Source organism: Pseudoalteromonas sp. A3 (genome assembly GCF_025942345.1).
Classification (GTDB): Bacteria; Pseudomonadota; Gammaproteobacteria; order Enterobacterales; family Alteromonadaceae; genus Pseudoalteromonas; species Pseudoalteromonas atlantica.
The window spans coordinates 118,860-138,533 of record NZ_JAPCKL010000010.1; the positions used below are offsets into that span (position 1 = coordinate 118,860).

Genomic DNA, 19,674 nt, shown 5'->3' on the forward strand with positions numbered 1-19,674 from the left:
ATGAATATAAAACCTTTTATATTTTATTCAGTTATCGCCTCTACTACATTTTTATATGGCTGTGGCGGTACTGAGCAAACAACCGATAGCAGCACAGAGCAAACTGACTCATCATCAACAACCACCTCAACGGGCTTAGTTATTAACGAAATTGTCGCAAGCCCAAGCGATACCACCTACGACTGGATTGAGCTATACGCCACTGAAGATATAGCCGACTTATCGGTATTTTCACTTGTTGATGATAACGCCGACAGAGAGCCTCAAGCTTTACCCGCAGTAGCGCTTTCGCAAGGTGAGTTTATTGTTATTCAAGCCATTGATGAAACCGACACGCCGCCCGATAGCGGTTATTACGTTACCTTTAAACTAGGGAGCGACGATGCGGTTACGTTATATGAGGACGGCACTGCGGTGTCTGTACTTGATTGGGAAGAAGGCGAAGCCGCTGAAGGCTTTAGTTACGGCTTATATACCGATGGCACCGGCACCGCGCAAACACTAACGCCAACAGAGGGCGCAGCTAACCAAACAGCCGATACCTCTACACTTGTTACAACGCTAATTGCTGAAGATGCTCCACTGCGTATAAACGAAGTAGTAGCAAAAGACAGCAGCGGCGGCGAGGACTGGATAGAGCTTTATGTAACAAGCAGTAGCGATGTTTATTTAGCTGACTACACACTAAGTGATGACAATAACGAGCAATTTGCACTACCTGATATTACGTTATCGCCTGGTGAGTTTTACCGTATTTACGCAAGCACCGATGATTTAGGCGACCTGCCAAGCGTAGCGTTTAAATTAGGCGCAAGCGATACCGTAAGCCTTTACAGTAACAATGTAATTATAGAGCAGTTATCGTGGAATAAAGGCCAAGCGCTGAGTGGTTACAGCTATGGCCGCTACCCAGATGGCAGCGATGCAACTACAGTACTCACTCCAACAGAGCTTAGCTCAAACAGCCAAGCAACCCACGGGCCACTCGTTATTAACGAAATAGTGGCAAGCGCCGCAGACGATGGCAACGACTGGTTTGAGCTATACAACAACAGCGAAAATACAATTAACTTAGCCAACTACCACGTTATTGATGAAAGCGACGACATAGACCCCGTAACCCTTCCCGACATAGATTTATACGCAGGTGAATACATTACTATTTATGCCACCGATGAAGACCCAGGCACTTACTACGTCCCTTTTAAACTAGGCAAAGAAGACGAGCTAAACTTAATACTCAACGATGAAGTAATTGACTACATTGACTGGGACGAAAGTGATGTAGCCACAGGCTTTAGTTACGGCCTAAGTAGCAGTACAGGCTTTACTCATGCGTTTTTAACACCTACCACAAGTAGTGAAAATACAGTTGCAACCGCCTTTACACCTACGGCCGTTAATACGCTTTCTATTACAATTAGCGACGAAAACTGGCAAGACATTCTAGATAACCCACTTGATGAGGAATACCACGAAACCGCTATTACCTTTAATGGGGTAACACTCGATAGCGTGGCTATTCGCACTAAAGGCGGCTCAAGTTTAAGCAGCGTTGCCAACTCTAGCAGCGACCGTTACAGCTTTAAGGTTGATATTAACGAATATGTGTCGGGGCAAAAGTTTTTTGGGCTAAAAAAATTCACACTACAAAACTCGTTTAACGACCCGTCGTACATGCGTGAAGTAATCGCCTACGAGCTTATGGATGAAATGGGCGTGCCAACGCCTGAGCATGCTTACGTTAACTTTTATGTAAACGGCGAGCTATTTGGTTTGTATTTAATGGTAGAAGCCGTAGATGGCGAATTTGTTGAAAAACACTTTGCCAACAGTAACGGCGATTTATACAAGCCAGATGGCACAGGAAGCGATTTACTATGGCTAGGTGACGACATACAAAGCTACGCCGATATAAACCTGCAAACCAACGAAGACACCACCGATAACGGCGCCTTTATTAACTTTGTTGAATCGCTCGATAAAGGCGAAACCACCGCCATAGATATAGACACGCTGCTGCGTTATATGTCGGTTAGTACTTCACTGTCTAATTTAGATAGCTACCACGGCCCGCTTGCACATAACTATTATATTTACGATGACGATGGCGTATTTAGCATTTTACCGTGGGATTTTAACGAGTCATTCGGCACATTTAACATGGATTGTAATAGCGTAGATGTAAGAGAGCTCTACATTGATGAGCCTGTAAGCGGCGCATTAAGCGAGCGCCCATTAATTGCTAATGTATTTGCCGAGCAAAGCCACCTCGATACGTACCACAGTTACTTAACACAGCTTATTAATGGCTCACTTTCAAGCGACACATTTAACGCACGCGTAAATGAAATAGCCGATTTAATTCGTGAGCACGTACAAAACGACCCAACTAGCTTTTATGGCTCAACCTACTTTGAGCAAAACCTAACCTCTACAACGGGGCAGTTTTACGGCTTAACCTCGTTTATGGAGTACCGCGTAGCAAATATGGCCGCGCAGCTTGATGGCACATTGCCCTCAGCGGGTGATGGCAGCGGATTTTGCTCTAGATAAACAACCCATCCTTGATGCGGTGTCAGCACGCTGGCACTGCACTCTATTACTTTGCAATTTAATAATCTGAGAAAATTATGACAATTCAAGCACGTTTTAAGGATGAACTTTTTGAAAAGGATACTTCAATCTCACCAGTAGCAGTTACTGCAATAAACACTAAAAATAAGCAGGCTCAGTCTCAAGAATCAAACGCGCATGGCTCATTAACAAGCTTAATTAACGAGTTACTTATTCCGTTTGAAGGTTACGGGTTAAACGATCTTAATAACGCTAATTTAATGAACCGTGTAGACAGCAAGTTTATGCTGCCACTATCGTTTTTACCTGAGCTACTTACTCATATACAAGGCCAGTATCGGGTACTTGATATACAAGGCAAGCGTTTATTCTCTTACTATAATCAGTACTTTGATACGCCCGAACTTGATTTATATAAAGCCCATCATAACGGTAAGCTTAACCGCTACAAAGTACGCCAAAGGCGCTACGTTGATACAGCCACCGAATACCTAGAAGTAAAACTAAAAAACAACCAAAGCCGCACAGTAAAAACACGTATAAAGCTCGCGCAAACTAACAACCAGCAAGCTAACAGCACGGCGTTTATTAAAGAGCAAATGAAAAACAGCTTTGCACATTTAAACGTAACCCAGCAAAGCGGCTATAACCGCATAGCCCTAGCCAACGAAGAAAAAGCCGAGCGCTTAACGCTTGATTTTAACCTGTGGTACAACACCCCAAAAGGCGATAACAAAATAACACTACCGGGCTTTTTTATTGCCGAGCTTAAGCAAAGTAAAAAAACAAAACATTCGCCATTTTATAAGCTTATGAGCAAACACCACATATTCCCTGCCTCGTTTAGTAAATACTGCATTGGCTGTGCTTTGCTCTACCCCGAGCGCTTAAAAGTAAACCGCTTTAAACCTGTTTTAGCCCGTTTAAAACACCTTAACCGCACTAACCCGCTTTTACCTTTAGAGAATAATTAAAATGACCAAATTAGATCTTATTTTTTTTTCCCGCTTTTTAGTAAACATCCTATCGCTGGCTGTACTTTGCTATGGCTGTTACTTTCGCATAAGTAAAAATGCAGTGGTGGCAGGCTCGTTTATTTTATTTGGCGTAGGCGTTTTTATTATTACCTTTTTGCTGCACGGCGTTGATATGTCGATGGAATTTGCATTTGGACTATTTGCTGTATTTACCATGCTAAGGTACCGCACTGAGTCTATTTCTATTAAAGAAATGACCTACTTATTCCTTGTTACTGCCATTGCTTTACTGACCTCTGTAGGGCAAATGAGCCTAATTGAGCTAAGTATTCTTAATGGCATTATTTGCTTAATTGCCTTTTTGATTGACTCAAGCGTATTTGTAAAACGCTACGAAGTACAAAGCGTTTGCTACGAGCGCATAGAAAACATAACCCCACAAAACCAAGCCATTCTCATCAATGATTTAAAACAGCGCACTGGCCTAAACGTCGTTGCCGTAGATATAGAACACATCGACTTTTTAAGAGACGTAGCGCAACTAAAAGTAAGTTACTTAGCCGAAAAACAAACAAAGGCAGCCTAACATGACCTCTAAACAAACGATTACTTATGCGGCACTTTCAGCTCTTTGCCTTGTTAGTAACGCAAGCTTTGCCAAAATTAACGACGATATAGATTTAAGCGGCTATATCATGCTCGACTACAACAAGTTTGATACCTCATTATTAGAGGGGCAATACGACAGCAGCAGCTCAGAAAGTACCTCTGAAATACGCCGCGCTCGCCTAAGTTTTAAATCAGACATAAACAAAAACTGGAAAAGTAAATTTCAGCTTGGCTTTGCCGATGGCGAAACCGAAATAAAAGACGCCTACCTAGAATACTCTGGCTGGAAATATGCCGATTTAACCATAGGCCAGCAAAAAGAAAGTTTTGGCCTAGAAAAACTAACCAGCTCGCGTAAATTGCTAATGCTTGAGCGCAGCATGATAAGCGAAGCGTTTTCACCAGGGCGCAGCTTAGGTATTAGCCTATCGGGAGACATAGCCTCAGTAAATTGGCAGCTAGGTTATTACGAGCCCGACGAAGACGAAGCAACGTCTGCTATTACAGGGCGCGTAGCCTGGGTGCCATGGCAGCAAAACACCAACCTTTTACACCTAGGCGTTGCATTTAGTGAGAGGCAGTACGACGGTAACGAATTTAGAGTGAATGAACCTCTTGAAGTTTATACCGCCGACTCATTAATAGAAGGCGATAAAATTAATGCAGATAGCCTCTCGCAACAAGGCGTAGAGCTACTATGGCTTAAAGATAGATTTACCATGATGGCCGAGTGGCAACAAGCACAAGTAACCAGTATTGAAAATACAACTAACGATTACGAAGGCGGCTATTTGCAATTTGGTTATCAGCTATCGGGCGGATACCGTAAGTATAAAAACGCAAAACTAGGCGCAAGCTCAGAGCCAGGCTGGGAAATTACAGGCCGCTACAGCCTACTTAAGCTCAAGCAAGAAAACCAAGACGCAAAAACCTACGCCCTCGGTGTTAACTACACCGTAAACAAAAACATAAAGTTTATGACCGACTACATTAAAGCCGACTACTTTGATGCAGGCGGTACTATCACATCGGGCAATGCAATCTCATTAAGGCTACAGTATTCGTTTTAATACGTTTGGTGTTTAGTAGGTTAGCAAAACTATAAGCCCCTGTGTTAAACGTTACGTTTAACACAGGGGCTTATAGTTACTTAGTAAATAATATTTAAGTTAGTTTATAAATACTAATTACCAGCGCCTGCAAATTGTATTGGGTAATCCATATCGCCGCTGCGGTTAATACTGTTACACAGGTTTTTATTAAAACTGGCCAGTGATGGGTCGATGGTGTGCTCATTAACTACAATACCGTCACTTCGCCTTTTAACCTTAATAGATCCGATTGTTTTAATCGCTGATAAATTATCGCCTACGTTTTTAAATATAAAATACTCTATGTGTTCAGCAATAGATTCCGCGTTTTCGATATCTCCCTTAACGGCAGGCACTTGGTAGTTAACACCATTACACGTTAAATCATGAACCCTTACTAATTCTAGCTCGTCAGCTCCTTGCATATCAGCAATAACTTTAATAGTTGGCTGCGTTGTTGTTTCAAGCAAGTATTGTGTTTCATTCATTTCACTTAAAGAAAATGTATCAACGCTTTTAGCTATAGAACAGCCTGTCAATAAAGTAAAAACTACAAACACTGCCCTATTAAAAAACATCTATAAATACCTTATTTCTAACTAATTCAGCTAATATTTTATGACGACTGTCGTAACTATTTTTTAATAAATCAAATAAAAGATCTGTTTTACAAATAATTGAACCAAAATAGGAACTTTGCTATTTTGTATTAAACCAAACCTGAACTAAAGATCTACTTTTTACTCAGCCTCTTTTAATATATACACGGAAGTAAGTAATGAACAAAGCAGAAATTACATAAAATAATACGACACAAAAATTTGGGCCTCTTAAAGGAATATGTTGTACCCAGCCTGGTGATAAAATTAAAGGCACATACTTTTTCCCTGGAGCAGGAATGGATGGTCGTTACATACAGCCATTAGTTCAATCTCTCTATGAAGCTGGTATAAAAAGCGCGATGTATGTAGATCGTGATAAATGGTCCGGAGGAACAGCATTCGATGCTGGAATTGGCTCAGTATTAGGCCGAGACTATGATCCAAGGTTTCCAATGCTCTTAAGGCACTCAACTTCAAATGCTTCGCAATTTAACTTAATAGGCTACTCTTATGGCTCTATTATTGCGTCTCAATTGGCAGCAAAATAAGCTATAAAAGGTACTGTTATTGATAATTTGGTTTTAATTGGGAGTCCTATCAGTATGGAGTTTTTACAGCGATTAAGAAACATAGTCCAAATAAAAAAATTAATTATAATTGATCTAAACGAATATGGAGATCCAATTTTTGCAGGTATGAGCGTTTTTGAACTTTTTTCTAATCTACCTACACTGGCAGGGCAAATGCCAAATTATGAAGGTCACTTTTATTACGCAGAACCCACAAATATAGGTGATAAACGTCGAAATACATTAGCTAACGAGCTTTAGGTTTACGCTAATGAGTAGAAACCTAATAGCAAATACCCTTCTTTTAGCCGCTATTTTATTAATAGCGACTACAGAAATGTATTTAGTCATTACATTCAAAAGCTTTATTTTAGCCGGTAAAGGAATGGGGATTTACGGAGTGTTCTTATATTTCATTATGCTTATCATCAGCTCTGTTTTTTGGTTTTTCTCGTACCGTGTCAGCAAAAATAAACTTCAAGCATTAATATTTTGGCTTTCAGCATTAATGCTTAGTCCTGTCATTATATTTCAGTCTGTATGGTGGTCTGCCCCATTTTAATAAATAAGAAATAAGCTAGACACTCTCTATGAGAACATTTGCAATATTAGGTTTTAAGTAATAAATGCTTTATCTACCACAGCGGACAAATTACAAACCTCACTATATTATTTCTCATTTGAGATTGAAGCAGGACTTTATATAAGGCGAGGCTTTGATAAGTGAATTTCTAATAGGAAGTTGCAATATTTCCCATTCAACGCTGGAATTAAGCTTATTTCTCAATTAACGCTGGAAGGGATCACCCGTACGTTGCTAGCCACTCAAGTACAGTAAAGGTTTAAGGATATAGTTAATTTGATAGGCGTACTCTGGCAAACTTAGCTAGTGCGACATCAGCAGGCACTGGCAAACCTTGATGTATGAAGTCAAAATTTGACCCCTTCAACCCTATTACTTTATATACTCAAGCATTGTTAGCTTAACAATCACATTAGCATTGTTATCTGTTGTCTCTATTGTAATTTCTCTATTTTCACCATCCGAAAAACTTGAGCCCACCAGTTTATAACCATTACTATTTAAATATTCTTTAAGGTCACTTTTGATTTGAGCTGAGTCTTTTATACTATGGAATATAAAAGAAATTACCATTGGCTTATTACCGTCACTAGAACTATAAATGAAGCGTTCCTCAATAGAATCTGCAGATGACAAGTTTTTAAATAAATTAGGCGCGAGTAAATAATAATCAAGCGAAGATTTAGAAAAATCTCTTCTTTCCGATAATGATATTATCGCATAGTAAGCACCTAGTAATACAATTAACAATACACAGAAATATATTGATTTCTTTATCACTTATTTTACCTCCCTAAACAATACACCCCAAGTACAGTAAAGGTTTAAGGATATAGTTAATTTGATCGTTGTCTCTTACAAACATTCGCTAATGCTTCATTGAACGGGCGAATAGAAGTTTAATGTATGAAGTCAAGATTTGAACGCTTTAACCCACATCCGCTGTCAATATTAGCTGATAAAAATTTACTGAGGATTACTGCCCAATAGGGTAACTGACTATTGTTTGATAGTCAGCTAAAGCCATCATCTGGTTTCCCTTTAATCCATGAAATGGGAACTCAGCAAACTCGTATCCCCTTGAGTTTAAATCTAAGCATATTTTGCTATCAGTTAACATTAATTTCCGTGCATGAGCTGGATATATACCTTCATTTTTCTTTGTGACCATAAATGCTATTGGAAAAAAGCTTAATAAACTGACAGTGGAAATATTTCCATTGTTATAAAATCCAACACATTTGGCGCTTAAATGTTTATTGTAAGGGTAATACCAATAATATATGTCGTGAGTCTCATCAATAGCGTTATCTTCACCAAGAACAAAGTTTTTTAGTGGCTGAAAATAAGGCGAATCCTGTGGTCTATCTTTACATTCTTTAACCGAAGTTGCTGCTAGAACATGACCGATCATTGCCCTTGAAAATTTTTTAGCATCAATGTTTGTATTGATAAGTGTGTATGGACTGCCACTATGAAAGAAATAATCTTTTATTTGCAAAGTTAGAGATTTACAGACTCTAGCAACTTCATCATCGTTACCACCGAGATGTATATTATTACAGTTATGACAAATAGTCTTGAACTTACTACCGTTTGGTGAAGGTACGCCTTTAACTCTTGACGCTTCAACCTCCATTAATTCTGTGATGTGACGCTGCTCCACCTTTGTTATTGTTATCGCACCTTTTGGAGGTACGTGGTCCTGAGAAAGTCGGCCGTAAACACCGCAAATTAAGCAAAATCCAGCCTGGATTTTAGTATTCTCAAATCGTTTTGATATGCCCTTGCTATATTTTCCCATATATAACGTCCTTGCGTATTGAGTTGATAGTTTCTTGAGTTGGTTTTAACAAACTATGTAGAAGATCGCTAATACTAAGTTTTTAATTACCTCCTTAAAAGTTAAAGATACTAAGAACATTTTTAATCTAAAAACTGCGTTTATCCGATTAAGTGCAATTTGTCATAAAACTGCAATCAAAATAGGTGATAATTTAAACTCGAACTGTATTTTTTATAATCTAGAAGTTGAAGTAAATGAGCACACCAATGACGCAACTCACATTTGCGTTACAATCGTTTGAAGATCCTCTCTCTGCGGCTATGGGCCACACAATGGAATACGAGCAGTTAACCTTGCAAGCCAGTGCTATGCATGAAATAACGCTGCAATGCGTATTGCCTGACGACGCCCACGAAAACGATATTATTTCGCTGAGCGCAACGTATCCCAGTGCCCGTGATGCGCAATACTTTACTGAAAAAGTACTCACTAACGCCGACTTAGAGCGTGGTTATGTGTATTTAACATTAAGTAAAATTACCCAAAGCCACTGCTTAGTAATGCAATTGATGCTGCATGGCTTAAATGCCACTTTAAAAAATAGTTTACAGTTTGATATGCAAGTAAATGCGTTTGAGGCTGGTTATAAAAATCAGCAAGCCCTTAAAAGCCAAACTAAGCCACACGGCGTTAAAAAATACTTTCGGAATATGAGCTCAAGTTTATTTTCGTTTTTTTAATGTGTTGGTATACAAATTTATAAAAACTTAATCAGCAAAACTCACTTTACCCATAGTGACCCCAGCAATACCCTGCGCAGTATTATTTAGGTGCTGCTGCTCACCTGCTAGGCATTCGTTGGCTAAAATGGCAAATAGTACGGCTTCTTTGGCATCGGGGTTTATGCCTAAATTGTCGGTATTTTTAAACGCTTTAATAGTCGGGCACAGCGCATTAAGGTGCGCCATTAATAATGGGTTATGAATACCGCCACCACTTGCGTACACCACACACTCTTTAGCACTTTGCCCGCATTCATTTAACGCGTTTGCAATTACCCTTGCGCTAAACATATTTAAAGTTGCCATAACATCTTCATGGCTTAAGTGCTGTGTATTTGTTTGCTGTTGAGCAGCATATAAATAGCCTAAATTAAATACCTCAGGCCCTGTTGTTTTAGGCAGCGCAAGCTCAAAAAAAGTGTTGCTACACATTGCATTTAATAAGGCTGTATTTACCTTGCCCGCTTTTGCTATTTTTGCGCCATCATCAAAGTGCATGCCTTTAAAATGCTGCTGTACGTACGCATCCATAATGGTGTTACCTGGGCCTATGTCGCTACTAAATACGCTATTTGTATCACCGCTTTTAGGTAAAAACGTTAAATTAGCAATACCACCCATGTTTAATAAAATGCGGTTCTCATTGGGGTTTGCAAAAAATAAGTAATCGCCATATACCGCAAGCGGTGCACCTTCGCCCCCTGCGGCTATGTGTTTTTGCCTAAAGTCGCCAATCGTTGTAATACCGGTAGTAACGGCTATTTGGTCGCTGTCGCCAATTTGTAATGTGCCATTAGTAAAGCTTTTATGATTATGCTGCGACTGTGGGCAGTGGTAAATGGTTTGCCCGTGGCTGGCTATTACATCAATACTTGCTGGGTTTACGTGCCAAGTATGTAAGCACTGATTAACCATATCGCCATGGAGTTTACCAACCCATGGATGCAGTAAGGTAACAAGTTCTAAATCACACTCTCGTTTGGCAAATACCTGCTTTATTTTACTTTTATACTCGTTGTTATAGTCAACGGTGGTAAAGTTAAGCACTTCAATTTGCGTATTTATACCTGCGCCCGTTACCTTACACAGTGCTACATCGAGCCCATCTAAGGAGGTCCCGCTCATTAAACCTATAATTAAACGGCTTGGCTTTTGGGCACTATTATAAAGGGCGGCTATATGTGGGTGCATAAAGGTATCTTAAACAGGTATCATATTTTGCTTATATTAGAGTACTTTAAAACAAAGTTATAGCCGTAAACGGTTAATCTTTGTGATTGTGCAATCTCTAATTGCTTGCTAAGTTGACCCGTATGCAACAGACACTTAATTAAAACAATGATCACCCTAAGAGACTTTAAACCAAAAGACGCGCCACACATTATTAATACCTTAAATGATGAACAGGTTACGCGCTTTTTATCCTCTAAAATTCCATTTCCGTATACTCAAGCCGACGCCGACTGGTGGATAAACCAAGGCTCTAAAAGTGGAATAGTTAAGGCCATTGTTGTAGATGAGCAATTTGCGGGGTGTATTGGTATCACCCCCGGAGAATTTGAATATAGCCGCAGTGGCGAAATAGGCTATTGGCTTAATAGCCACTTTTGGGGGCAAGGAGTAATGACTCATGCTATTTCGCAAATTTGCGATGACGCATTTAAAAGCTCAAACCTAAATAGAATTTTTGGCGCTGTATTTGCTGGCAATACAGGCTCTGTAAAGGCACTCACTAAATGCGGTTTTAAGGACGAGGCTGTGCTCAAACAGGCAATTTATAAAAATGGTGTATTTTACGATAGCCATATTTTTAGCAAGCTAAAATAAACCGTTTAGAATAAATACTCTGCAAAGCTTGAATTACCAGCCTCGCGCCCAAAGCTCGTGTATTAAGGTACAAATTTTTATTTTCGTATAACTTAGCGCGCATTATTGTTTAGGCTCAACCTGGTTTTAAACGCGTAAACATTCGCTAAGTAAATTCACTCTTAAGAGGAGATTTTTATGTCAGCAACTAGTCGTCAACTTACTTTAGCATCACGCCCGCACGGTGCCCCTACCGATGAAAACTTTGAACTTAAAACAGTAGATTTACCAGCGCTTAAAGATGGCGAGGTGCTGCTGCGCACTATTTACCTATCACTTGACCCATACATGCGTGGCCGCATGAGCGATGCAAAGTCGTATGCCGATCCGGTTAATGTGGGCGATGTAATGGTAGGCGCTACCGTGTGCCAAGTAGAAGAGTCTAAAAACGATAAATACAGCGAAGGCGAATGGGTACTTGCTTACACCGGTTGGCAAGATTACGCCATTACTAACGGCGAAGGTCTTATGCAATTAGGTAAAGAGCCAGAAAACCCATCGTACGCACTCGGTATTATGGGTATGCCTGGCTTTACAGCCTACATGGGCTTACTTGATATTGGCGCACCTAAAGAAGGCGAAACCGTTGTAGTAGCTGCAGCAACAGGGCCGGTTGGCGCAACCGTTGGCCAAATAGCCAAAATTAAAGGCTGTAAAGTGGTAGGCGTTGCTGGTGGCAGCGAAAAATGTACACATGCCGTTGAAAAGCTGGGCTTTGATGCCTGTATTGATCACAAAGCCGATGACTTTGCAGAGCAGCTAGAAAAAGCCTGTGATAACGGCATAGATGTTTATTACGAAAATGTGGGCGGTAAAGTGTTTGATGCCGTATTACCATTACTTAATACCGCAGCCCGTGTGCCACTGTGTGGTTTAGTGTCGCAATATAATTCTACCAGCCTTCCAGATGGGCCTGATCGTATGGGAATGCTAATGGGGCAGTTGCTTACTAAACGTATTAAAATGCAGGGCTTTATAATTTTTGACGACTACGGCCACCGCTACGACGAATTTGCACAAGACATGCAAAAATGGCTACAAGATGGCAAAGTACAATACCGCGAACACATGGTAGAAGGTATTGAAAACACCATTAGCGCATTTAACGATATGCTAAATGGTAAAAACTTTGGTAAAACCGTTGTTAAAATTAACGAGCCACTTTAAATTTTACAAAGCGTTACTGCACATGCAGTAACGCCAACAAGGACTGACATGATTAAACTACACCATTTAAATAAATCGCGCTCAAAACGTATTATTTGGCTTTTAGAAGAGCTTGATGTTGATTACGAAATTGTTGCCTACCAGCGCAACACAGAGACCTTTTTAGCGCCTGACGAACTTAAAAAAGTACACCAATTAGGTAAGTCACCAGTAATTGAAGACGATGGCCTAATTGTTACCGAATCTGGCGCGATCACCGATTATTTAATTACTAAATACGGTAATGGTAAATTTGCACCAAAAGCTGGCACTGCCGAATATGTTGAGTATCAACAATGGCTTCACTTTGCCGAAAGCTCTGCTATTTTACCGCTGTTGCTTAAAATGTTTGTTTTAAAAGATGGCGCTAAAACAGAGTTTTTAGAAAATTACGCCGATGCAGAAACCGTAAAAGTAATTAGCTACTTTAACGACCGACTCCAAGGTAAACGTTATTTAGTCGGCGACACTTTAACCGGTGCCGATATTATGATGTCGTTTATTGTAGAAATAGTTAAAAACTCAGGCCAGCTTGTCCACTTTAAACACCTTGTAAAGTACGATGAGCTATTACAAAGCCATGAGAAGTTTCATACAGCTAATGAGCTAGAAGCTAAATACGATTAATTAGTACAAAACACAGATAAACCAAAGGGGCTTTTTGAGCCCCTTTTTTAGTGGATATGCTTTTATTAAATACCCGCTATTTCGCGCTCTGTAATACACTCGTTTGAGGCCATTTCAAACTCGCGGCACGTAAGTGGGCGGTTTTCGTAAATAGTACACATTAGCGTGTTACGGTCGAGTGCTTGGCACCAGCCGTCGTCTGCGCGTTTCATTACTTCGCTGCCCCATTTGTCGTAATCAATGAACTGAAAAGGCACGCCCGTGTCGGTCACTATGCGCACTTCTAATTGGCAGCAACATGCCTGGCAATTAGCGCAGGTTATGGGCTCAGATGTAGAGGAAATAGTTTTACTTGGAATAACAGTATTAGGCATAGTGACTTACTTTTTTAAATAAGCCACTAGGATACAGGAACTCATACCAATTGCTATAAATTAGCGCGCTAGTAGTTTTGCTTTTATATCGCTGTAACGCATCTGCTCACAAAGCGCAAAACCACTCAGTTGGCGTACTTTATTACGTGCAAATAATGGCACGCTCATGCCCGCTAAAAAGCGGCACTGGGTTTCAATACCTACACTGTGAATACCTTTTGTTGTCATGTGCGCTAAAAACTCATCCACTTTTTGATAAACAACGTCATCGGCAATGTGAGCAGGCTCTATTGAATAACCAAGCTTTACAGCATTACCACGGCATACACTACAATGCCCGCATTGCGCTGGCGCATTTTGATCGTCAAAATAGCGCGCCAAGTTATAGCTTAAGCAACTTTGTAGCTCAAAAAAGCGTACCAATGCAGCTATACGTTTAATCTCGGCTTGTTCTTTTTCGATAAAATAACTGTGTAATTGTTTTGCAAGTTCAGGGTTATTTATAACCTCACTATGCACTTTGTAAACTTGGGTAATACGTTTGGTTTCAAGGGTTATTAGGTTTTTTTCGGCTAGGTAGTCAAGCGCGGCCACAACCCGTTTCCGATCAACTTGGGCGGCTTGGGTAAGGGTGTCAAAATTAAGCGTGCCCCACATTTTTTTAAAATCGGTGTGGCTAAATATTTGCGTTAAAAAGGCTTGGCGTTGCTCGTCAAACTGGCTAAGTAGCTCGTTTTTATCAACCAAAAACTTGTATTTAAAATCGGCGTAATAGGCGTACTGCGGCGTTATTGCGCCTTGCATTTCTAGTTGTACCAGCAAGGTTTTAAGCGCTAATTGGCGAATGTTACTTTCGCTGGATAAACTATATTCTTGCATTTCCCATTGCTGCGGCTGGGCTTTAATATCGTTAATTACGTATTCAATGCCGCTCAATTCAGGGGTGTCGCCATACACAAAGTTTTCTACTGTGTTTAGGCCATCTAAATTAGCCAAGGTGTAGCAGTTTGATGGGTTGCCATCGCGCCCTGCACGGCCTATTTCTTGGCTGTAGTTTTCAATTGATTTTGGTAAATCGTAATGAATAACAAAGCGAATATCTGATTTATCAACGCCCATACCAAAGGCTATAGTTGCCACAACAACGTTAATTTTACCCGACATAAAATCATCTTGAATTTGCCACCTTAGCGTATCTTCAAGCCCAGCATGATACGCAACCGCCTGAATACCTTGCGCACTTAGCGTATTAGCCACTTGTTCGGCGCTTTGCTGAAGCATTACATACACAATACCTGGGCCATTTTGCGCACGCACTATGTTTGTAAGCTCAGTGTTTTTATCAGCCGTTTTTACACTTAGCACACTTAAATCGAGGTTAGCGCGGTAAAAGCCTGTTTGTACAATGCACTCTGGGGCAATATTAAAACGCTCGCTCATGTCGCGTTTTACTTTTTTAGTGGCTGTGGCGGTGAGTAATAGTACCAGTGGAATATTTAGCTCTTCGCGGTATCGCGGTAGTTTAAGGTAGTCGGGTCTAAAGTTATGGCCCCATTCAGATATACAGTGCGCTTCGTCTACCACCAGCATAGACAGCGCAACTTGGCTTATAAACTCTCTAAATCGCTCGTTTTTAAAACGCTCAACCGACACCATTAACACTTTAATTTTACCATTTCGCACATCGTTCATTACGGTGCTGCTTTGCATTTGGTCTTGGCTCGAATCAAGGCTTGCCGCGTAAATACCTTTGCTATTTAAAAAGCTAATTTGATCTTTCATCAATGCAAGTAAAGGCGATACCACCAAGGTTAAGTTTGGTAAATGCATAGCCGTTAGCTGATAACACAACGACTTACCCGACCCCGTAGGAAATATAGCCAGTGACGATTGCCCATTTAAAAGCTGCTCAATGGTTTGCTGTTGCCCTGTTCTAAATTGGCTAAAACCAAAATGTTGCTCAAGTGATTTAATTAATGGCGTGGTCATAAATATCCTTTTTGGCTAGGGAATAGGCTTTAATAGCAAAAGTGCAACGTAAATGAAATATTTGCATATACCCCAAAGCATCTCAATATAAGAGTGTCTGTTGGCATTAAAAGCAATTTAGATAATGCATAGATTGCAAGTATTAGCGGCTTTATTGCAATAATCCACAAAGCACTAAAACCTACTTTAAATCAATAGATTAAAATACTTAAAAGCATTTAGTGTCAGCGTTATACCCTATTAAAAGCAAGCTGTCTTTTATGTAAAGTAGCGCCTTTATATTAGGGCCCTGTAAAGCGCTAAATTTTTCATACTGAGGCAACTTAGACCTTAGTATACAACAAATAAGCTTATCAATTGCTGACATATGTTTTATTTAGGCGCAAAATACGCAGCAGATGCTCAATGGTGCTAACAGCCAAGCTAATTTTGTATACCCAAGTGATTTTTTATAAGCGTTATAAGCAGATTATTTGGGTATATTATTTTTTAAGGGCATTGCTATGAATATAACTAAACCTAAAATCGTCGTTATTGGCGGTGGCGCAGGCGGACTAGAGCTGGCAACACAATTAGGGCATAAATTAGGGAAGAAAAAACAAGCCGAAATTCTTTTAATCGATAAAAACCGCACCCACATATGGAAGCCGTTACTACACGAAGTAGCGACAGGCTCTATTGACCCCGATTTAGATGGCGTTGTGTATTCAGCCCACGCTGCAAAACATCATTATAATTTTCAGCTTGGTACATTTTGCGATATAGACCAAAGCAATAAAACCATTACCCTTGCACCGCATCTAGATGAGCTAGGCCATACTATTTTGCCACAGCGCAGCGTACGCTACGACCACCTTGTTATTGCCATTGGCAGCGTAAGCAACGACTTTAATACCCCAGGCATAAAAGATCATTGCTACTTTTTAGACTCAAATCAGCAAGCTGAGCGTTTTCAGCATTCACTACTCGACAGCTTTACTCGCCTTCACCAAGACGACAACCAACAGCAATCATTAAATATTGCCATTGTGGGCGGCGGCGCAACCGGCGTTGAGCTCTCGGCAGAGCTTTACCATGTATCTGAATTATTAAAGCTTTACGGCCTTACAAATATGTCGTCTAAGCGTTTACATATTCATTTAATAGAAGCGGGGCCCCGTATTTTGCCCGCCCTACCCGAGCGCATAGCCGATAGCGCAAAGCGCGAGTTATTAAAACTCGGCGTAAACGTACGAGAGCAAACACTGGTAAAAGAAGCCACCGAACAAGGGTTTATAACAAAAGACGAAGAACACATAGACGCCGATATAATGGTATGGGCTGCAGGTGTAAAAGCGCCAGATTTTATTAAAGATTTAGGTATTTTTGAGCTTACTCGTAGTAACCAAATTCAAGTAAACGAGTTTTTACAAAGCACCGTAGATGAAAGCATTTTTGTTATTGGTGATTGCTGCGCCTTTACCCAAGAAGACGGAAAGCTCGTTCCACCACGTGCGCAATCGGCGCATCAAATGGCGCTATGTGTAGAAAAAAACCTCATTGCCACGTTAAAACAACAGCCATTGTGCGGCTTTAAATATAGCGACCATGGCTCTCTCGTTAACTTATCGCGCTACAGTACGGTAGGTAATTTAATGGGTAACTTAACCAGCAATACCTTTTTTATAGAAGGTAAAATTGCTCGCTTTATGTATATATCACTGTATCGCATGCACCAGCGCGCCATACACGGCAGCGCAAAAACCTTTGCATTATGGATAAGCGAAAAAGTACTGCGCGTAGTGCGCCCTAAAATGAAACTGCATTAATACATAAACAGCAGCTAAATAGTCAAAAAGCTTTAATAGGTAATGTAAATTATCTTTTAAAGCTTTTTTGCATTATGCGTATCTAAAATAGTACCATGCAGTTAGATGTAATTGTAATTCAAGGGGTTGACGCTAATGAAAAAAGTACTTTTTGGGATTGTAATAATCACTGCTTTAGCTGTTTATTTTTTTCAAACTCAACCGCACTCTGTAGCTGTAGAGCAAGCAGAACAAGTGAAACCAACCACCTCTCAGACCAGCGTAGTTAATAAAAAGCAGCCAAATGAGGACTCACCGCTACAGGTAGTTAATAAACTAAAAAAACAGATTAGCCTGTGTAGAGATCAGTCACAACAACAAAGCAATAAAGTACAAACATTGAATCAGTCGCTTGTTTCATTTTTTGTAAGTGAACTTAAAAAAGGGACATCGGTATCCACGCTTTTAAAGTATACAGATTTATCAAAAATCAATCAGCGTACATACATTGCCCTTTTAAAAGATGCCATTATTGCAGAGCAAAAACAGCAGCTTAATATTACTAGCTCTTTAAACGAGCTAGCTAATTGGCAAGGCATTGAGGCTATTAAGGGCTTCACCAATGATAAAGTAAAAGAAATGATTCAACAGCTTGGAGATAATAAGCATAACCCTCCAGGACTTACTCTGAGTGTACCCCTTGATGAAAATGTACAAAAAGAAACGCTTTATGCTTTATTAAACAACACCGATACATTTACCACTTACTCTAAAACCTTTATTAAACTTGAAGGCAGTGAGGTAATTTCTCCGGCGACATTGTTTGTGCTTAATGCAAATAAATTTACGCCAAAAGAGTTTGAGCAGGCAATTTCATCTAACCAATTTACAGTGAATGAAGTGGCTACCGCTATAAAAAACGATATTCCAAATGAGTATATTATTGCGCTTTTACAGCAAGTTCCCGTGCTAGATGCCCTGCCGTTATACGAAAAAAACACTGTTTTATATAACTTAGCCGATATTGCGGTCAGTAAATTTAATTTACCTCTTGTAAAAGCACTGCAAACAAAAGGCGTTACGCCAACCAACGAGCCAGGCCTATTTACAGGTTTAGACGTGGCTATTGTAAACCTGCCTAAAAGCGGTAACTTAACCCTAGCCCCATTAGATACTAAGCACACCCAGCTTTTAGATTATCTTAAAAAGCGTGGTTACAAAGCACATAGCGGCAATGCGAATGAAGACCTAAATAGCAAAGGGGTATTTTTTGTAAATGACTTTATTTACCAGCAAGGGGCCTATATTAATAAGCAGGACAACCCAGCGCAATACGCTTACTTTAGCCCTATTGGTAAAATTAACAATAACGCGTTACCCCAAATAACTGAGCCTGATAATTCTGATGTTGCCCTTTTTTTAGTAGATTTAAAGCAGCAAAAAGCGCAGCTAAACAATAAAAGGCAAAGCTGTGAGCTGTTACAACAACAGTTAAAAGATACAGAGCAGCTGCACACAGTAATGCAAGCTTATGACAAAGTTCAACAGGTTAAAAATAAGCACGGATCTAACTTTGTACGTGTTTTGCACGATATAGACCCTGTTTTAGTCAATTATTGGTGGAGTAGTCTGAGTAACCAGCTTTCAAACGATAGAAGCCAAAGCACATTTAACGAATATTTATCTAAGAAAGAATATCAAAAAGCTTATGAATACAGCCTCAGCACGGTATTAACTCAAGCCGAAACCGATACGCTTTTTTCTTTATTACTCTTAAACCCTGATGATTTAATCACTACTTGGCAAAACCGCATAAACCCTAAGCCACCGCTTGAGTTAACACGATTAAGCCGTTTTTCGATAAATCATTGGCAAGCACTCGCACAGGCGGGTTTTGATTTTTCGATTACCGATATACATGGGCGCGACGTTTATACACAAGCTGCATCGTCTTCTTCTGAGGCAGTACAATTTTTAATTGATAATAAAATACCGGCTGATCCAAGTAAGCTTGGCGTAGATATACTCGACTTAGCACTAGAGCAAAGTTACACCAAAGGGGAGTTAAGCCCAATGATTCCTTTAGCTTTGCAGCTTGTGGAAAAATTTGAGCCAAACCACTTAGCCCGCGTAGCACGATTAAAAATGTTTTACCCTGAGGTTTATCAGCAGTTAATTCAGCTAAACCCAGCGCTTAAGCCTGCCCAGGGCACAGAGCTAAATTATTATATGTTTGATAATCACTAAAT

Annotated in this window: 19 protein-coding genes; 13 read left to right on the top strand and 6 right to left on the bottom strand. The window is 40.1% G+C overall.

The genetic code is table 11. The features are described from left to right. The 4 genes from OIZ54_RS15960 to OIZ54_RS15975 all read left to right on the top strand — a co-directional run bounded on the left by OIZ54_RS15960 (position 1) and on the right by OIZ54_RS15975 (position 5,233). Positions 1–2,556, top strand: a complete 2,556-nt coding sequence (locus OIZ54_RS15960; protein ID WP_264390806.1) for a CotH kinase family protein — start codon at positions 1–3, stop codon at positions 2,554–2,556. 77 nt (positions 2,557–2,633) lie between these two features. Further along, a complete protein-coding gene (locus tag OIZ54_RS15965) occupies positions 2,634–3,551 on the top strand; it encodes a polyphosphate polymerase domain-containing protein (protein WP_264390807.1) in 918 nt (305 codons plus the stop codon). 1 nt (position 3,552) lies between these two features. Continuing rightward, positions 3,553–4,140, top strand: a complete 588-nt coding sequence (locus OIZ54_RS15970; protein ID WP_264390808.1) for a DUF4956 domain-containing protein — start codon at positions 3,553–3,555, stop codon at positions 4,138–4,140. Between the two features lies 1 nt (position 4,141). Continuing rightward, positions 4,142–5,233, top strand: coding sequence for an OprO/OprP family phosphate-selective porin (locus OIZ54_RS15975; RefSeq protein WP_264390809.1), 1,092 nt, complete (start codon positions 4,142–4,144; stop codon positions 5,231–5,233). Positions 5,234–5,346: 113 nt separating this feature from the next. Here the strand turns inward: OIZ54_RS15975 and OIZ54_RS15980 are convergent, their stop codons facing one another. Further along, positions 5,347–5,832, bottom strand: coding sequence for a hypothetical protein (locus tag OIZ54_RS15980; protein WP_264390810.1), 486 nt, complete (start codon positions 5,830–5,832; stop codon positions 5,347–5,349). 320 nt (positions 5,833–6,152) lie between these two features. On the opposite strand from OIZ54_RS15980, the gene OIZ54_RS15985 reads away from it, so the two are divergent. Genes OIZ54_RS15985 through OIZ54_RS15995 form a run of 3 tightly spaced genes read left to right on the top strand, consistent with a single transcriptional unit; the run spans position 6,153 to position 6,987 of the window. After that, positions 6,153–6,404 (top strand): hypothetical protein, encoded by a 252-nt coding sequence (locus OIZ54_RS15985; protein ID WP_264390811.1) that lies wholly within the window; start codon positions 6,153–6,155, stop codon positions 6,402–6,404. A 54-nt stretch (positions 6,405–6,458) separates the two neighbouring features. Continuing rightward, entirely contained in the window at positions 6,459–6,686 is a 228-nt protein-coding gene (locus OIZ54_RS15990; protein ID WP_264390812.1) for a hypothetical protein, read from the top strand. Between the two features lie 10 nt (positions 6,687–6,696). Next, positions 6,697–6,987 carry a hypothetical protein gene (locus tag OIZ54_RS15995; RefSeq protein ID WP_264390813.1) on the top strand — a complete coding sequence of 97 codons (291 nt, stop codon included), beginning with the start codon at positions 6,697–6,699 and terminating at the stop codon, positions 6,985–6,987. Positions 6,988–7,380: 393 nt separating this feature from the next. On the opposite strand, the gene OIZ54_RS16000 is transcribed toward OIZ54_RS15995, so the two are convergent. Both OIZ54_RS16000 and OIZ54_RS16005 read right to left on the bottom strand, forming a co-directional pair. Further along, positions 7,381–7,788: a hypothetical protein gene (locus tag OIZ54_RS16000; RefSeq protein WP_264390814.1), complete on the bottom strand. Its 408-nt coding sequence runs from the start codon at positions 7,786–7,788 to the stop codon at positions 7,381–7,383. A gap of 196 nt (positions 7,789–7,984) precedes the next feature. Next, positions 7,985–8,812, bottom strand: coding sequence for a metal-binding protein (locus OIZ54_RS16005; RefSeq protein ID WP_138576684.1), 828 nt, complete (start codon positions 8,810–8,812; stop codon positions 7,985–7,987). 236 nt (positions 8,813–9,048) lie between these two features. Between OIZ54_RS16005 and OIZ54_RS16010 the strand changes: the two genes are divergently transcribed. After that, positions 9,049–9,534 carry a hypothetical protein gene (locus OIZ54_RS16010; RefSeq protein ID WP_024032946.1) on the top strand — a complete coding sequence of 162 codons (486 nt, stop codon included), beginning with the start codon at positions 9,049–9,051 and terminating at the stop codon, positions 9,532–9,534. Positions 9,535–9,561: 27 nt separating this feature from the next. Here OIZ54_RS16010 and OIZ54_RS16015 read toward each other — a convergent pair whose 3' ends face one another. Beyond that, positions 9,562–10,767 (bottom strand): anhydro-N-acetylmuramic acid kinase, encoded by a 1,206-nt coding sequence (locus OIZ54_RS16015; protein WP_264390815.1) that lies wholly within the window; start codon positions 10,765–10,767, stop codon positions 9,562–9,564. A gap of 147 nt (positions 10,768–10,914) precedes the next feature. On the opposite strand from OIZ54_RS16015, the gene OIZ54_RS16020 reads away from it, so the two are divergent. From OIZ54_RS16020 to OIZ54_RS16030, 3 genes are all read left to right on the top strand, one after another. Then, positions 10,915–11,403 carry a GNAT family N-acetyltransferase gene (locus OIZ54_RS16020; RefSeq protein WP_264390816.1) on the top strand — a complete coding sequence of 163 codons (489 nt, stop codon included), beginning with the start codon at positions 10,915–10,917 and terminating at the stop codon, positions 11,401–11,403. Positions 11,404–11,580: 177 nt separating this feature from the next. After that, the gene (locus OIZ54_RS16025; RefSeq protein WP_121638253.1) at positions 11,581–12,609 is read left to right on the top strand and encodes an NADP-dependent oxidoreductase; all 1,029 of its coding nucleotides are present in this window, start codon (positions 11,581–11,583) and stop codon (positions 12,607–12,609) included. Positions 12,610–12,657: 48 nt separating this feature from the next. Further along, entirely contained in the window at positions 12,658–13,275 is a 618-nt protein-coding gene (locus OIZ54_RS16030; protein WP_138576690.1) for a glutathione S-transferase family protein, read from the top strand. A 65-nt stretch (positions 13,276–13,340) separates the two neighbouring features. Here OIZ54_RS16030 and OIZ54_RS16035 read toward each other — a convergent pair whose 3' ends face one another. Together OIZ54_RS16035 and OIZ54_RS16040 are read right to left on the bottom strand one after the other, a co-directional pair. Next, positions 13,341–13,649: a YkgJ family cysteine cluster protein gene (locus OIZ54_RS16035; RefSeq protein WP_264390817.1), complete on the bottom strand. Its 309-nt coding sequence runs from the start codon at positions 13,647–13,649 to the stop codon at positions 13,341–13,343. Positions 13,650–13,709: 60 nt separating this feature from the next. Continuing rightward, a complete protein-coding gene (locus OIZ54_RS16040; protein WP_264390818.1) occupies positions 13,710–15,638 on the bottom strand; it encodes an ATP-dependent DNA helicase RecQ in 1,929 nt (642 codons plus the stop codon). Between the two features lie 503 nt (positions 15,639–16,141). Here OIZ54_RS16040 and OIZ54_RS16045 point away from each other — a divergent pair. Continuing rightward, positions 16,142–17,446, top strand: coding sequence for an NAD(P)/FAD-dependent oxidoreductase (locus OIZ54_RS16045; protein ID WP_004586960.1), 1,305 nt, complete (start codon positions 16,142–16,144; stop codon positions 17,444–17,446). Between the two features lie 135 nt (positions 17,447–17,581). Continuing rightward, a complete protein-coding gene (locus OIZ54_RS16050) occupies positions 17,582–19,672 on the top strand; it encodes a cupric reductase (protein ID WP_264390819.1) in 2,091 nt (696 codons plus the stop codon). The last annotated feature ends 2 nt before the right edge of the window (positions 19,673–19,674 follow it).

Coding starts and splice junctions, on each gene's coding strand:
- OIZ54_RS15960 (WP_264390806.1), top strand. CDS start 1: ATGAATATAAAACCTTTTATATTTTATTCAGTTATCGCCTCTACTACA.
- OIZ54_RS15965 (WP_264390807.1), top strand. CDS start 2,634: ATGACAATTCAAGCACGTTTTAAGGATGAACTTTTTGAAAAGGATACT.
- OIZ54_RS15970 (WP_264390808.1), top strand. CDS start 3,553: ATGACCAAATTAGATCTTATTTTTTTTTCCCGCTTTTTAGTAAACATC.
- OIZ54_RS15975 (WP_264390809.1), top strand. CDS start 4,142: ATGACCTCTAAACAAACGATTACTTATGCGGCACTTTCAGCTCTTTGC.
- OIZ54_RS15980 (WP_264390810.1), bottom strand. CDS start 5,832: ATGTTTTTTAATAGGGCAGTGTTTGTAGTTTTTACTTTATTGACAGGC.
- OIZ54_RS15985 (WP_264390811.1), top strand. CDS start 6,153: ATGGATGGTCGTTACATACAGCCATTAGTTCAATCTCTCTATGAAGCT.
- OIZ54_RS15990 (WP_264390812.1), top strand. CDS start 6,459: ATGGAGTTTTTACAGCGATTAAGAAACATAGTCCAAATAAAAAAATTA.
- OIZ54_RS15995 (WP_264390813.1), top strand. CDS start 6,697: ATGAGTAGAAACCTAATAGCAAATACCCTTCTTTTAGCCGCTATTTTA.
- OIZ54_RS16005 (WP_138576684.1), bottom strand. CDS start 8,812: ATGGGAAAATATAGCAAGGGCATATCAAAACGATTTGAGAATACTAAA.
- OIZ54_RS16010 (WP_024032946.1), top strand. CDS start 9,049: ATGAGCACACCAATGACGCAACTCACATTTGCGTTACAATCGTTTGAA.
- OIZ54_RS16015 (WP_264390815.1), bottom strand. CDS start 10,767: ATGCACCCACATATAGCCGCCCTTTATAATAGTGCCCAAAAGCCAAGC.
- OIZ54_RS16020 (WP_264390816.1), top strand. CDS start 10,915: ATGATCACCCTAAGAGACTTTAAACCAAAAGACGCGCCACACATTATT.
- OIZ54_RS16025 (WP_121638253.1), top strand. CDS start 11,581: ATGTCAGCAACTAGTCGTCAACTTACTTTAGCATCACGCCCGCACGGT.
- OIZ54_RS16030 (WP_138576690.1), top strand. CDS start 12,658: ATGATTAAACTACACCATTTAAATAAATCGCGCTCAAAACGTATTATT.
- OIZ54_RS16035 (WP_264390817.1), bottom strand. CDS start 13,649: ATGCCTAATACTGTTATTCCAAGTAAAACTATTTCCTCTACATCTGAG.
- OIZ54_RS16040 (WP_264390818.1), bottom strand. CDS start 15,638: ATGACCACGCCATTAATTAAATCACTTGAGCAACATTTTGGTTTTAGC.
- OIZ54_RS16045 (WP_004586960.1), top strand. CDS start 16,142: ATGAATATAACTAAACCTAAAATCGTCGTTATTGGCGGTGGCGCAGGC.
- OIZ54_RS16050 (WP_264390819.1), top strand. CDS start 17,582: ATGAAAAAAGTACTTTTTGGGATTGTAATAATCACTGCTTTAGCTGTT.